Raw genomic sequence first — 13,679 nt, 5'->3', positions numbered from 1 at the left:
CGATGGCGCACTGTGTCACGACAGCACCTTGGTGGGATCGTGTGCTACTACGCGCCGTTGTACGAGCCAGGCCAACACGTCGGCGCGGTGGTAGCGGATGCTGCGCCCGAGGCGCGTGTAGACCGGTCCCTCGCCACGAGGGCGCCAACTCTCCAGGGTCTGCTCCTGCACCTTGGTGAAGGCCGACAATTCGCGCGTCGTCATCAGGATCGGCAGCGTGTCGGGGTCGGTGATCGCCGCAGGCGGTGCCTGAGGCGTTTCGACGGTGGGCGCTGCCTTGCTCTTCGTCTTTGGCATGGTCCTCTCCGTGGCAGCGCGGAATGCACGGCCCGGCAGACCAACTATCGCAGACGAAATGCGAGGTGCTCTGTATCCTGCAGACTATTTTCGTCCGGTTGCGTTTTTCTCGGCCTCGACCCAGGAGCGGATAGTTGAAGGCGGCGGAAGGGGGCGCTTGATGCCCGCCTTCGCGTCCCCCTCGACCAGCAGGCGCCGGGTGACGTTGAGGCGCTCGCTCTGTCGCTTCAGATGCGTGGTCTGGTTCAGGTAGATCGCGACGGCGTAGTCACGCACGTCAGCCCCGTACTTGGTGTGGCCCTTCTTCGCGCCGCCGCCCTTCGCCGCCGGGGCGCGACGCACGTCCGTCTCCGAGCGCAGCATGCCGAGCACAGCCATCAGGACCATCTCATGGAGGAACTCGCGGTCGAACTCGTCGGGCGGGGGGCGATACAGCCGGTGTTCGCTGTACAACGTGAACTCGGCCTGGGCGACCAGCAGCACCAGCACCGCCCGGCGTAGCAGAGCGGCGCCATGTTCGTCGGTCTGGAGGCGCTCTGCGAGGGTGCGGTCGCCCGGTTTGCCACTGGCGGACAGGCGCGCCAGGATTTCCGCCCGCACCTCGTCCTCGCGCGGCACCGTTTGGGCAGGTACAAGATCCCCGTCGATCTTCTTCCTCGTCGTCACGACGCCACAGCCTTTCGCGGCAGGCGCACGACCTTACCGGTGCTGGGCTTCTTTTCGGGCGGCAGCAGCCAGGCGCAGGCGCGCCGTGTGGCTTCGGCGCGAGCAGGAAGCCGGTCGGCGCGGTCGTACCTCTCGATCAGGTCGTCGCGCACGTGGTTCAGCAGGAACTCCGCCAGGTCCGTCTCGACGCCCGCCTCGGAACATGCGCTGCGGAAGGTGCGGCGCAGATCGTGCAACCGCAGGCGAGGGGCCTCGGCCTCGGCGCCGTGCTTTTGCCTCCAGGCCCAGGCAAAGGCGTCGTTCATCGCCTCGTTGAAGCGCGTGCGGTTGTCGCTCCACGCCTTCGCGCCGCCGAAGACGTAGCTGCCGATCCGGTCGAGCGCGTCGAGCGCGGCGGCGATGGTAGGGACGAGGAAGACTTTGTGCGCCCGCGCGTTCTTGGCGTTCGCCGCCGGGATCGTCAGCCACGAGCCGTGGGCGTCGGTCGTTATGTCCGACCACTTGGCCCGCTCCGCTTCCTGCCGTCGCATGCCGGTTGCCAGGAGGAGCAGCAGGAACGCGCTCTCCCGGTGCGGTAGGGCGGCGCGCGCGGCGTGCAGCACTTCGACCTCGACCTTCAACAGCGCGCGCCCAGCGCGGCCCTCGCGCTCCAGCATCTCGGCCTTGGTGGCACGGGGCTTCCTCCATCCCGCAAGGGGGCTGGCCGTGATCAGGCCGGTGTTGGCGGCCCAGTTCAGCATGCCCCCCGTGTCTCGCCGCAGCATCTCGGCTGCGCCGCGCCTGCCATCTCGCTCGACGGTGGAGATGCGCTCGATGAGGTCGGCTCGGGTCAGGTCGCGCAGGCGCCGCGTCCCGAGTTGCGCCGCCAGTTCTCGGCGAAGGAGGCTGGTGATGGTCTTGTGGTTGCGGTGAGAGGCCAGGGTCGCAGCGTACTGCTCGATCGCCTCGCGCACCGTCATGGCGGCCCTGGCGGCGGCCCGCTCGGCGGCAGGGTCGCGGCCCTCGGCGGTCTGGCCCATGACCTTCCGCGCCTCGGTGCGCGCCACCTCCGGCTTCGTCTCGCGCGCGTCGCCGAGCGTGACTTCGCGGACGCTGCCGCGCCTGCCGCCTGTGGTCCTGTAGACCACGACCCAGGACGCGGCGCCGGAGGCCCGCTGCCGGAGGGCGAGGTGCCGCACCTTTTCGTCCCAGGTACGCCGGTCGGCGGGTTCGGCCAGAAGCCGCTCGACTGCCGCCTGGGTCAGGTTCACTCGATCCGCCATTCGACCTCTCCCGCCTTTCGGGGCCAACACCGGGCCAACACGCCTAATCCGACTTGGTCAGGCTCAATATCGCGGGAGAGGTCAGATATACAAGGTATAATAAGGACAACGTAGGGCTCAATTGGGGAGGCTCAGGCTCGATCAGGCAGGGGTGGCACCCTTGGTAAGGGAGAGGTCGAGAGTTCAATCCTCTCCAGCAGCACCATCCGAAGCCCTTGACGGGCCTCGATATCTCGGAAAATCAGGACATTGCGACGCCCCTCTAGGCACAAAGGGGCGGCACATGGCCTTGGTGATGACGCGACCGACGAAGGACCCAAAGAGCGGCATTTGGGAAGTCCGCAAGGGCGTTCCGAAGGCCCTGCGCGCCATCATCGGCGTTCGCGAATTGAAGCGCTCGCTGGGCACCAAGGACGATGCGGAGGCGCGGCGGCGCGGTCCTGCCGTCATTGCAGAGTTCGAGGCGCGCATCGCGGCGGCTTGGGCCCAGCACCGCGGCGCTGCTGCGTCCCTCAGCCCACAGGAAGTCGCCGCCATCGTCGGCGAGTGGTATCGCGTTGAAGGCGCGAAGATCGACGCGGCGCCCGGCGACCCGGATGTGCGCGACGTGGAACAGGACATTGTCGTCAACGACCGCGTTGACCCCATTGAGGGCGACGTGACGGCGACGGATGACGACCAAGCCACCGCGGATGCGGTCCTTGCGCTTCGCGGGATCGCTGCGGACGAGACGACCCGCCGACTGACAGCAACAGCGATTGCCGGTGCCCGAATAGACCTTGCGGTGCGGGCCGTCCGGCGCGCCGGCGGGCGCTGGGCGCCTGATCCCGCTGAGGCGGAATTTCCCGCTCTCGTCTCGCGGGAGCCCACCGCGAAGGCCGAGCCGCTCAGAAGCGCAGCCTTGCTTGCGGCCTGGGCGACGGAAACGCGGCCGGCGCCAAGCACGTTGAAGAAGTATCGGGCGACGTTCCGACAGATCGAGCGCGTCCTGGGGTTCGACGATGTCCGCCGCATCACGGTCGCGGACGTGGTGAGGTTCAAGGAGGCTCGCCTCGCGGAAGGCAAGGACGTTGGCACCGTTGCGGACGATGTTTTGAGCGCGGGAGCGGTTTTCCGTTGGGCGGTGCGCAACGGGAAAGTCTCTGACAATCCGTGTGCTCAGATGGCGCCGAAGGTGAACCGCCGAGGCCCCGCGCCGCGCGCCCCATACGACGATGAGGAGGCGGCGCGCATTCTCACCGCTGCGCGACAGGAGAGCGGTGCGCTGCGCTGGCTACCTTGGCTCTTGTGCTTCACCGGCGCGCGGATTGGCGAACTCGCCGAACTTCGGCGCTGCGCTGTGCAGAGGGAGCGCGATGTTCCGTTCCTCGATATTCGCCCAACGGAGACGCGAGCGGGCAAGAACGCGACCATGCAGCGCATGGTGCCTTTGCATCCGGCGCTAATCTCGGAGGGCTTCCTCGATTATGTCGCGGGTCTTCCCGCGAACCCCGACGGCCCCCTGTTCCCGGACCTCGCGCCCGACCCACGCGGCTCCCGCGTCGCGCCCGCTCAGGGCCGAATTGGACGGTGGATGCGCCGCTCGGTCGGCATCACGGACAAACGAAAGGCCCCGGCGCATTCCTGGCGGCACCGCATGGAGGACGAACTTCGCAAAGTCCGGGCGCCGGCCGAGGTACAGGACGCGATCACTGGGCGGTACAACCCGCGGAACGCCGGCGCAGGTTACGGCCTTGGTTTTCGCGGGATGCCTGATGAGGTCCTGAAGGACCTGCGCCGTATCCCGTCGCCCTTGGAGCAGAGGGCGGCGCAGGGTCCGGAAGACGCCTAGCCCGCGCCGGCGGCGTTCGCGAGGGGCGGCGGGGGACGTCGCGGCAGGGTCTTCGCGAACGATCTCAGAGCCGCCGTGCCGTCCCTCCCGCGCGCCACCACGACGCCCGCGGCGCTGTCCACCACCACCATCCCGCCTCCCGCGGCCGCGGGCTGAAGCGCGAACAGCGCGGGGCCGCCCGGCCCGTCGCCGACCTCTAGACTGACGAACCGCAACCCGTCGTCGGTGCACAGGGGGACCGCGACGATATCGGGCCGCGCGGTGAGGCCGCGCCGGATCGTGGCGTGCTGCTCGGTGATCTCGGCGAGGCGCGCAGCGACGCGCTGTGCGACATGTGCCGCGAGCGAGGCGCGGCGGCTGGATCGGGAAGAGGGCATGGCGGTCTCCGTCGGGTTCCGAAGCGCCGTGTGGTGGGGCGCTCGAATCCTCGCCGCCAAAGGCGCCAGCGCCTAGTGAGCGGATTGCTTTATTTTCGCTGGTGGAATCAGCGTCGCGCCTTGCCGCGAGCCCTTGGGGTCTTCGCAGCCCGCGCCCGCATCTCCTCGCCCGCCCGGGTGAGCCATTCACACGTCGCCTCCGAGAGCCCCGTTGAGAGCCCGGTGTCCGCTACGGGGCGCGGCGCACGGAATCTGTCCAACTCGCCCGCCTCGGCAACCTGCGCCGCGATCTCCAGGGCGAGCCGCATTGCATCGACCGGGCTAAGGAAGGGCGCGCCCGCGGCGTCAGGCACCGCGCGGGCAAGCCGGTGGACGCGCGCAGCGTCCTGCAACGTGAGGCGGAGCGTCAGTGGCCACGGAACCGGCAAGGCGGACGGCGGGGGTGTGCAAGAGGCTAGCGGGGGCATGGGGGATTTCTCCATTTCGAATCGCGGCGGGGCCGTCACGCCGCGAACTCAGGGATGCCGCACGGGTGCGACGCTGGCGGCTCCAGGGCTGCTTGCGGCGCCGCTGGTGGGGACGATGCGGCGGACGTCGAAACGCCGTCCTTGGTCGCCACGTGCCGGTCGCGCTCGGCCGTCCAGTCGCGATGGGGACGCAGACGGAGCCCGCTGTCGTCTTCGTGCAGCGTGAAGCGCGCGGCACGCTCGACGGCACGGACGGTGAGGCGCAGTCGCCCACCCTCGTCGCGGACCTCGGCCGGGCCTACGAGACCCGCCGCGACCATTGCTCGGCAGAGGCGCCGGAGGGCATCGGTGCGATGCGACGCCGAGAGACCTCCGCATGTCACGGTCTCGATGCCGCGGCGGTGACGTGTGACGATTTGGTGGGGCGACGGTGAGGCAGGAATCGCGGGGACGGATTGCATGGGTCTGCTCCTTGGATGAAGCGCGCCCGTGTCTCCCGCGCATCGCGGTGGATGCGGGGAGGCGCTCGGATGATGGGTGACAGTGGCGGCCGGACCGATGTGGCGCGGGCCCGCGTGACGGCCTTTTTGCGGTCGCAAGTTAAAGCAGGGGGGTCTTTAGGAACTCTCCTTGCGTGGTCCTTGGACCCTGGTGGCGGGCGCGAGAGCGTCGCTTCCGACGCCCGCGGCTAGACCACACGAACACCCAAGGCGCACAGGGTGTCGTGAGGTTGATCGTGTGGGATTCCCTAGGTCGGGCGACCAAGCACGCGCTCCCGCGCTCGCGCCCTGCTCAGGCGTACCATCGGCGAGTCCACAGGCGTGGCTCAGCGTGTCTCGGAGCGGTCCTGTGGAACGTCCGATGGTCTGGCCAAGAGCGACGGTGACGGGCGGCGGAGGCGCCCGCCGTTCTCTGCCATCTCCATCAGCGCCCAACCACGGATCAAGGGCGGCGCGCTGCCAGCAGCAGTGCGTCGTCGTTGGTCTTCAGCCGCGGCACGGGCTTTAGCCGCCGCCGCCTCAACGGACCTCTGAGACATCCCGCTGAGCCTCTTCAGTTCGTCGTTCGGGAGGTAGTGGTGCCAGCGAACGAGCCACTCCAGGCGCCGGCGCTTGTCCGCCAGCCGGGCGCAGTGCGCGGCGATCCGGCCCAAGTCGAGCGTCCACAGGACGTCGTCCAGGCGGTCTGCGAAAAACACTGGGAATGGGGCGGAGCGGGCGAAGCCGCTTATGCGCGGGCTGTGCTTCCCGGTGGTCTCGACATTGTGCCCCAGGCCCGCGCGTTCGGCAGCCTCTGTCACCAGCGTCCGTCGCTGACGCCCGTGGTAGGCGTCCGCGAGGTATCCTTGATGGATCATCGCGGCCTTGAGCGTGGACCGCGATATTCCAGTCTCCTCCTCGATCTCCGAGAGGGTCAGTCCGCGGGCATGTGCCCGGCCGGATGGGCGACGCGTGCCTCCGCGCTTGCCGCGTTTCGCGCCGCGGCCGGGAAGCGGCTCAACGAAGACATCCTCGCGCGACGCTAAGACGGCCTCGTGCATCGCGCGGACTCTCAGCGGGTCCTCCCGAGGAAGAGCGGCGCACGCGGTATCGGGGCAAAGACCGCGCAGCACGCAGTCGGCGACGGCAAGCGCTAGCGTCTGGGGCGACAGTGTCGCCGCGTGGACAGTCGTGGTGGACATCTCGTGATCCCGTGGGTGCGCGCCCTCCGCGCCACGGCGGTGTGGCGCAAGGAGAGGCCCCGTGGCGGGCCGGCGTTGTCTGTAAGCGGCGCGGGCGACGGCCCGGCGCAGATAGGAGGGGGGGGGCGCGGGGGCGCCTCAGGAGCGTCTCAGCGTTGGCCGCCGCGCCTGGTCGTCAGTGCCCCGCAAGGTCCGCGCGATACCGCGCGAGGACGGCGTCTAGGTTCCCCTGGCGCGCGAGGATTGCGGCGGCGCGGAGCGCGGCGCGGATCGCCGCGGTGGCGGGGAGGAAAGGCCGGCGGGAGGAAGCGCGGAGTGCATCAGCGATGGCCGCGAGGTTCGCCGCGTCCTCCTGCGTGGAGCGGACGGAGATCGTGGGGTAGGTCGCAAGGTGGCTCATGCGGTGGCCTTCTGGAGTGCAGACTGACAAACAGGGGCGCGCAGATGCGCCGGCGATGACGAAGGACGCCCCACGGCGTTGGCGGTCCTTCTGTGAGAGTGTCGACTAAAGAGGCTGCGCTTCTGAAATGCACGCCGCGCGGGCGCCCTGCTGCCCAGTGCCCGGCCGTTACTGTGCGAAAGCGAGGGCGGCCAGCGCGACGAAGGCGGCTGCCTGGGCAACGATGCCGGACCAGTCGCGCGCCTCGCGCCGCCATTCACCGGGCGGCCTCGGCGTCTCAGGAGCGCGCCGCGGGCTGTGACCGCCAATGGGCGCCGGGCTGGCGTCGCGGCGGACGTCAGGCACGGACGTGGACGCCGTCCAGGTCCCCGGCAATGCGGGCGCGCCAGGGTTTTCCAGCGCGTGCAACCGGGCGGCCCAGTCGCGGTCCACCGGTCAGCCCTCCACGGACGCGACGGAGGCGCGCAGCATGGCGCGGCGGACGGCCGTTGCAGTCCATGCGCTTCCCCCTCGCGGCGTGGGGACGCCTTCGGCCGAGAGGGCAGCAGCGACGCTGGCGAGCGACGCGCCTTCGGCGCGCAGGGCTTCAATGCGCGAAAGGACGCGATGGGCGGCGTGGTCTGCCTTCCGCTGACGTGCTTCCTGGGATGCCGCCGCGCCGCGCTGCGCCGCTTGCGTGTCGGGAAGTCGCTGGCCGGGCCTTAGGCCGCCGAGCGTCTGTCCGCGGGCCTTGGCGGCGGCGAGTGCGGCGCGCGTGCGCTGGCCAATGAGCCCCGCCTCAAGTTCGGCCACGGCCGCCATTTGCGTCAGCAGGAACTTGCCCACGGGTCCGGGCGGGATCGTCGGGAGGTCGAGGAATACGACGCCAGCGTCGCCCGTGCCCTCGACCACGCTGAGGAGGAACCGGGCGTTGCGGGCGAGTCGGTCGAGTTTGGCAACCAGCAGCGTCGCGCCCGTTGCGCGGCATTTTGCCAGCGCCTTGGCGAGTTCCGGCCGGTCATTCCGGCGGCCGCTTTCGACCTCCACAAAGGTGGGGGTCAGCAGCCGGTCGCCGGGGCGGAGGAAGGCGCGGATCGCCGCCTCCTGCGCGTCTAAGCCAAGGCCGCTGCGTCCCTGCCGTTCCGTGCTGACGCGGGCGTAAGCGATGAAGGTGCGGGGCACGGCAATGTCCATGGGCAGCGGTTCCGATGAGGTCCTTCCTCATCCGACTCCGCTAGGTCGAGTATGTCAAGTAGCGTCATCGTTCGTTGGCGGGAAATGACAAGGGGTCAATATCCCACCGCACAACCGACAAGGCTCCCGATAAAGCCGAAAAGGATGAACATCTGAATTGGCGCACCCCAGGTCCGTATGAAGTCCCCGTCGCGAAACCTATCGCCCGCTTCCCAGCCGCGGAGCCTTGCCCACGCTGCCGCACCAATGCCAGCGAGCAGCCCGAAAAGATTGAAGGGGCCGATGCCGCCTCCGTATCGGTCACTCCAATAGTCCGCGTGCGCCTCGCTCGCTGTGAAAGCCACGACTGTGAAGATGATCAAAGCGCGCATTCGCGTCCCTCCGCCTCTGGCGCGGCATAGTCCAGGCGACTGGCGTTGGCTGCCAAGGGGCACCATGGATGACCGGCGCGGGGGCTACTCTGGGTCACTTGGTGGGGGGGGACGGGGGGGAAATGCGCGTGCGCGACCCTGGAAATACGTCCGTGAATTCCCGGCTAGTTTTCAACCGAGGGCGACGGCTCACCGAGTTAGAGAATTGAGTCGTTCGAGGTGCCGCCTCAACTGGCGCATGATTGCGCGGCGCTGAAACACCTTCCCGGCAACCTTCGCGTATGTTCTCAGCAGACTGTCACGACCGAGGTGGCTGAAACTGTGCATCAGTTTGCGGCGCTGAAGGACAGGCCGCCCGCCTTTCGGCGACCCCTGGAACTTGTCGTTCGTTAGGTCGTGCTGTGCCGACTTAACAGCGCGACGCATCCGTCCATAGAACCGCGAGATGGTCGATGCGCGCAGGACCGCGCGCTCTCCGTTGAACAGGAAACCGAGATACTGCATGTGCTTGACATTTGCGGGGAGGCGGCCGCCGGGGAACTCGACGCGGCTCGTCTTGTCGTCGTTGAGTGTCAGCCCTTCGCAGTGGCGGATGAGAGCGTCGCGAAGGAAATCGAGCAGCGAATTGGCAGCGGCGGGCGGGCAGACTAGCAGAATGTCGTCCGAGTAGCGGCGATACGTTCCACCCACGCGCGCGGCCTCGGCGGCCACCGCGCAGTCGAAGCGGAACATCGCGACATTGGCCGCGATGGCTGACATCGGCGTTCCCTGCGGGATGCCAAAAGCGTTCTGGTTGACCTCGACCAAACCCCCACCTCCGCTTGCGGTCTTCCGCCCGCGGACGGCGGCGCGAAACGCATCGGGTGAGCACAGGGGACGCGGCAACTTCCTTGACTGCGTTCGTGGCGGCAGCCCGAGCCGCTTGAGACACGCGCCACGATCAACCAAAGCGAACCGGGTAATCGCCCTGAACGCAGCATAGTGGTGTGGTGGCAGTCCGCTGCCCAGCACGTCCTCCCAGCACCGCTTCAGGACGCGGTGGCGGATTGTGTCGAAGAAGTGCTTAAGGTCCAGGGCAATGGTCGTGCAGGTGCCCAGCCGTTGCACGTCAGCGAATGCATCGCGGGCTGTCGTGACGTTAGAGCGGCCGAGCCTGTACCCGACGACGACGTTGTCGAGACCGGCTCGCTTCAGCGCCTCCTCGTATGCCGCCGACAATTCCCAACCAACGTACGCAAGCACATGTGCGTCGCGATTTGAGCAGTACGCGAGGGGGCGCTTCTTCCAACTCTCCCGTGTGCGGCCGGATTTCTCGTCCGTTCGCCAACGGCGCGCCCATCGCTTGAAGGAGATAAGAGGCAGGAAGCGATATTGCTCGGGTGACTTCGTGAACGACGCGACGATGCCCTCCGCGACGGAGCGATCACTGACGGGCCGATCAAAGTGCGGGTAGTTTCTGGGAGCGAACCAGTCGTCTGGCTTCTTCCGCAGTCTCGACCGCAACTGTCCCCTCCCGAAGGTTTGGCATGTCGGGGGGCAGGGTCGGGTGCGAACCCCCCGGCACAGCCGGATACCCCTCCGACGAACCCGACGGCTAGAAGACCCGTCGACAAAGGCCCGGCATCGTCCGTGAGACCCCGCCTAAGCCCCGTTTTCACTCGAACCCCAATACGCGGCGTCCGGCACCTCAAAGCCAACGTCAGTTGTTACGATGCCTGCCCGGAGGGCTGGATCGCGGTGAAGGTCGCCATCACGGTGTTCCGGCTTCTCGTTCATATCTGGGTCCGGCAGGGCCGGGCCGCGACATGGAGAAACGAAATCGTGCTTGCGTTCTTCAACTGACCTCACCCGGACCTAGTCGTGCCGGGGCCGCACTGAGGTGGGAACCCCGCGCCATGGTTTCAAGAGGCCGACGTCATTCGCCCATATCGGGCGTGATAACCTGACGGGGCTCGACAAGGCACAAAACAAGGGCACAATGCCCGGCGTGGCGGCGTCTCTATGTTGTTGATTTTCCAGTACGTGGTGTGGCGGGGCGACCTTTCAATCCTCTCCAGCAGCACCAGCTCCCCCCCCGGTCTGCGGCCCCCGCCCATCCGCCCCCGCCTCGAACATTCGGTGATCGGCATTTTGGCCGATCATTAACGTGTCGCGACGAGAATGTGAGCAGGACAGCGGAGGATCACGCGTCATGTCGGCCTGCGCCCGCCACAATCTGCGCGCCTATGGCCCCGAGCGGGCCCACACCATCGTCTTCGCGCATGGCTATGGCTGCGACCAGACCATGTGGCGCTTCGTTGCGCCCGCCTTCGCCGCCGACCATCGCGTCGTGCTCTTCGACCTCGCCGGCTGCGGCCGCGCCGAGCCGACGCTGCACGACCCCGTCCGGCACGGCAGCCTCGCGGGCCATGCCGAGGATCTCTGCGACCTCATCCGCGACCTCGGCCGCGGCCCCGTCACCTTCGTCGGCCATTCGGTCAGCGCCATGATCGGCGCCCTGGCGGCGATCCGTGCGCCCGAACTCTTCGACGCGCTCGTCATGGTCGGCCCTTCGCCCTGCTACCTGAACGACGGCGACTACCGCGGCGGATTCGAGCGTGCGGACATCGAGGGCCTGCTCGACCTGCTCGACGGCAACCACCACGCCTGGGCGGCGCAGATGGCGCCCGTCATCATGGGCAATCCCGAACGCCCAGAACTCGCCGCCGAGCTCGAGGCCAGCTTCTGCCGCATGGAACCGGGCGCCGCCCGCGTCTTCGCGCGCGTGACCTTCACCTCGGACTGCCGGGCCGACCTGCCCCTGCTCGGCGTGCCGACGCTGATCCTGCAATCCGCGGACGACGCCGTCGCGCCGGTGGAGGTCGGCCACTGGGTCGCCGGCCAGGTGCGCGGCAGCAGCCTCGTGCATCTCGGCGCCAAGGGGCATTGCCCGCATGTCAGCGCGCCGGAGGAAACGGCGCGGGCGATCCGGGCCTGGCTGGGATGACCGACGCGGCGCCTGGGCCGGATGCGGAACTGCTGCCGGCCTCGGACCGCCCCGAGGATCTGCGCGCGTTCTACGAAAGCGCGCCCTGCGCCTACCTGACGATGCGCCGCGACGGGCTGCTGCTCGGCGCGAACCGCACGCTGCTCGACTGGACCGGGGCGGAACTCGGCCGGCCGGGCCACGAGCTGTGGCTGCGCGATGTGCTGACGGCGGCGAGCTGGGTCGTCTTCAACATGAAGTGCCTGCCCGTCGCGACGTTGCAGGGCCGGGTCAACGAGATCGCGCTGGATCTCCGGCGGGCAGACGGCACGGCGCTGCCCGTGCTCGCCAGCTTCCAGCGCGTGGAACAGCCCGGCGGCGCGCCGCCGCTGTTGCGCGGCATCCTGTTCGACGCGACGGAGCGCCGGCTCTACGAGCGCGACCTGCTCGAGGCCCGCAAGGCCGCCGACCAGGCGCGGGCGAGCGTGGAGGCGTCGCGCGCGCGGCTGTCCGCGATCCTGGAAAGCACCACCGACGGCGTGCTGCTGGTCGAACCGGGCTGGCGCCTCGCCTACGCGAATCCGAGCGCCGCCGGCCTCGGCATCGTGATCGAGCCCGGCGCGGACATTCGCGCGGCCTTCCCCCGCGACCCCGAAGGGCGCTTCCTCGCCGCCTTCGCGCGGGCGATGGACGGGCAGGTGGCGGAACCCGTCCAGGGTCTCGTCCATGGCGCGGTCTGGCTGCAGGTGAAGGCCTTTCCCGCCCTCGGCGGCGGCATCACGGTGTTCTTCCGGGACGTGACGCCGGAACGCCAGGCCGAGGAGGAGCGCCAGCGCGCCGCCGAGCGCATCCGGCACATGGCGACGCATGACCCGCTGACCGGGCTCGCGAACCGCGTCCGCTTCGCCGAGCGGCTCCGCGCGGCGCTGGATTCGACCGGGGGGCGCCTCGCGGTGCTGTGCCTCGACCTCGATCGCTTCAAGCAGGTCAACGACCGGCTCGGCCACCCCGCCGGCGATGCGCTGCTGCAGGCGGTCGCCAGCCGCCTGCGCGCCGAGCTGCGCGGCGACGACACCGTGGCGCGCTTCGGCGGCGACGAGTTCGGCATCGTGCTGGCGAGCGCGGGCCGCAGCGGCGGCGATGCCGAGGCGCATGCGGAGGCCGTCGCGGCGCGCATCGTCGCCGCGGTCAGCGCCCCCTACACGCTCGGGGGTGAGCGGGCCGAGATCGGCACCTCGATCGGCATCGCCTTCGCCGCCGGGCGCGACACGACGCCCGAGGCCCTGCTGGCGGAGGCCGACGTCGCGCTGTACTGCGCCAAGCGCGCCGGGCGCGGCCGGCACGCCGTGTTCGAGCCCGCCATGGCGGCCGAGCAGCGCACGAAACTCGAGATCGGCGAGGCCCTCCGCCAGGCGCTCGCGGACGGCGAATTGCTGCTGCACTACCAGCCGGTGGTGGACGTGGCCACGCGCACCGTGCGCGGGCATGAGGCGCTGGTGCGCTGGGACCGTCCCGGCCATGGGCTGCTTCTGCCCGGCGCCTTCGTCCAGGTGGCGGAGGAGACGGCGCAGATCAGCCGGCTCGGCGCCTTCGCGCTGCGCCAGGCCTGCCGCGACGCGGCCACCTGGCCTGACCGGAACCTCCGCGTCGCCGTCAATCTCTCGCCGCTGCAGCTGCGCGACCCCGCGCTGATGGACGCGGTCGCCGACGCGCTGCGCGACAGCGGGCTCGCTCCCTCGCGCCTCGAGCTCGAGATCACCGAGGGCGTCCTGCTGGAGCGGACGGAGGCGGTGCTCGGCGCCATGCACCGGCTGCGCGCGATGGGCGTCGCCTTCGCCATGGACGATTTCGGGACGGGCTATTCCTCGCTCGCCTGCCTGCGCTCCTTCCCCTTCGACCGGGTCAAGATCGACCGCTACTTCCTGCGGGAAGCCGAGACGGAAGAAGGCGACGCCGCCATCATCGAGGCCGTGGCGGCGCTGTGCCGGCGCCTGGGCATGACCTGCACGGCCGAGGGCGTCGAGACCGAGGGCCAGCTGCGCCTGCTCGCGCGCGCGGGGTGCACGGAGGCGCAGGGCTACCTGTTCGGCCGGCCTGTGCCGCAGGAGGATCTCCTGCGCGCGCGCATGGCCGCGGCCTGACCCGGCGGGCGGGCGCCGGGCATCACCACCCGCACAGCCGCCGCCCCG

The 13,679-nt window shown here is 69.4% G+C and carries 12 protein-coding genes; 4 read left to right on the top strand and 8 right to left on the bottom strand.

Features of this window, described 5'->3' with window-relative positions:
- Window positions 1-15 precede the first annotated feature (15 nt).
- From J5Y09_RS18230 to J5Y09_RS18220, 3 genes are all read right to left on the bottom strand, one after another.
- On the bottom strand, window positions 16-297 hold the full coding sequence (locus J5Y09_RS18230; RefSeq protein WP_209353254.1) for a helix-turn-helix transcriptional regulator: 282 nt from the start codon (window positions 295-297) through the stop codon (window positions 16-18).
- An 84-nt stretch (window positions 298-381) separates the two neighbouring features.
- Window positions 382-963: a hypothetical protein gene (locus J5Y09_RS18225; protein ID WP_209353253.1), complete on the bottom strand. Its 582-nt coding sequence runs from the start codon at window positions 961-963 to the stop codon at window positions 382-384.
- Complete coding sequence (locus J5Y09_RS18220) at window positions 960-2,225, bottom strand: tyrosine-type recombinase/integrase (RefSeq protein ID WP_209353252.1); 1,266 nt, start codon at window positions 2,223-2,225, stop codon at window positions 960-962. Before J5Y09_RS18220 ends, J5Y09_RS18225 begins: the two co-directional genes overlap by 4 nt.
- A gap of 283 nt (window positions 2,226-2,508) precedes the next feature.
- On the opposite strand from J5Y09_RS18220, the gene J5Y09_RS18215 reads away from it, so the two are divergent.
- A complete protein-coding gene (locus J5Y09_RS18215) occupies window positions 2,509-4,056 on the top strand; it encodes a DUF6538 domain-containing protein (RefSeq protein WP_209353251.1) in 1,548 nt (515 codons plus the stop codon).
- On the opposite strand, the gene J5Y09_RS18210 is transcribed toward J5Y09_RS18215, so the two are convergent.
- Window positions 4,053-4,433 (bottom strand): hypothetical protein, encoded by a 381-nt coding sequence (locus tag J5Y09_RS18210; protein WP_209353250.1) that lies wholly within the window; start codon window positions 4,431-4,433, stop codon window positions 4,053-4,055. The genes J5Y09_RS18215 and J5Y09_RS18210 overlap by 4 nt on opposite strands.
- A gap of 619 nt (window positions 4,434-5,052) precedes the next feature.
- Here J5Y09_RS18210 and J5Y09_RS18205 point away from each other — a divergent pair.
- Entirely contained in the window at window positions 5,053-5,334 is a 282-nt protein-coding gene (locus J5Y09_RS18205; RefSeq protein ID WP_209353249.1) for a hypothetical protein, read from the top strand.
- Between the two features lie 392 nt (window positions 5,335-5,726).
- On the opposite strand, the gene J5Y09_RS18200 is transcribed toward J5Y09_RS18205, so the two are convergent.
- The 4 genes from J5Y09_RS18200 to J5Y09_RS18185 all read right to left on the bottom strand — a co-directional run bounded on the left by J5Y09_RS18200 (window position 5,727) and on the right by J5Y09_RS18185 (window position 10,028).
- Window positions 5,727-6,581 (bottom strand): hypothetical protein, encoded by an 855-nt coding sequence (locus tag J5Y09_RS18200; RefSeq protein WP_209353248.1) that lies wholly within the window; start codon window positions 6,579-6,581, stop codon window positions 5,727-5,729.
- A 175-nt stretch (window positions 6,582-6,756) separates the two neighbouring features.
- Complete coding sequence (locus J5Y09_RS18195; protein WP_209353247.1) at window positions 6,757-6,981, bottom strand: hypothetical protein; 225 nt, start codon at window positions 6,979-6,981, stop codon at window positions 6,757-6,759.
- A 435-nt stretch (window positions 6,982-7,416) separates the two neighbouring features.
- On the bottom strand, window positions 7,417-8,154 hold the full coding sequence (locus tag J5Y09_RS18190; protein WP_209353246.1) for a recombinase family protein: 738 nt from the start codon (window positions 8,152-8,154) through the stop codon (window positions 7,417-7,419).
- Window positions 8,155-8,714: 560 nt separating this feature from the next.
- The gene (locus J5Y09_RS18185) at window positions 8,715-10,028 is read right to left on the bottom strand and encodes an RNA-dependent RNA polymerase family protein (protein ID WP_209353245.1); all 1,314 of its coding nucleotides are present in this window, start codon (window positions 10,026-10,028) and stop codon (window positions 8,715-8,717) included.
- A 688-nt stretch (window positions 10,029-10,716) separates the two neighbouring features.
- Here J5Y09_RS18185 and J5Y09_RS18180 point away from each other — a divergent pair.
- Entirely contained in the window at window positions 10,717-11,511 is a 795-nt protein-coding gene (locus J5Y09_RS18180; protein WP_209353244.1) for an alpha/beta fold hydrolase, read from the top strand.
- Window positions 11,508-13,631 carry a putative bifunctional diguanylate cyclase/phosphodiesterase gene (locus J5Y09_RS18175; protein ID WP_209353243.1) on the top strand — a complete coding sequence of 708 codons (2,124 nt, stop codon included), beginning with the start codon at window positions 11,508-11,510 and terminating at the stop codon, window positions 13,629-13,631. Before J5Y09_RS18180 ends, J5Y09_RS18175 begins: the two co-directional genes overlap by 4 nt.
- Window positions 13,632-13,679 lie beyond the last annotated feature (48 nt).

Source organism: Roseomonas nitratireducens (genome assembly GCF_017813355.1).
GTDB lineage: Bacteria > Pseudomonadota > Alphaproteobacteria > Acetobacterales > Acetobacteraceae > Neoroseomonas > Neoroseomonas nitratireducens.
Note: the sequence above shows the minus strand (reverse complement) of the source record. Positions and strands in the feature narration are given on the sequence as shown.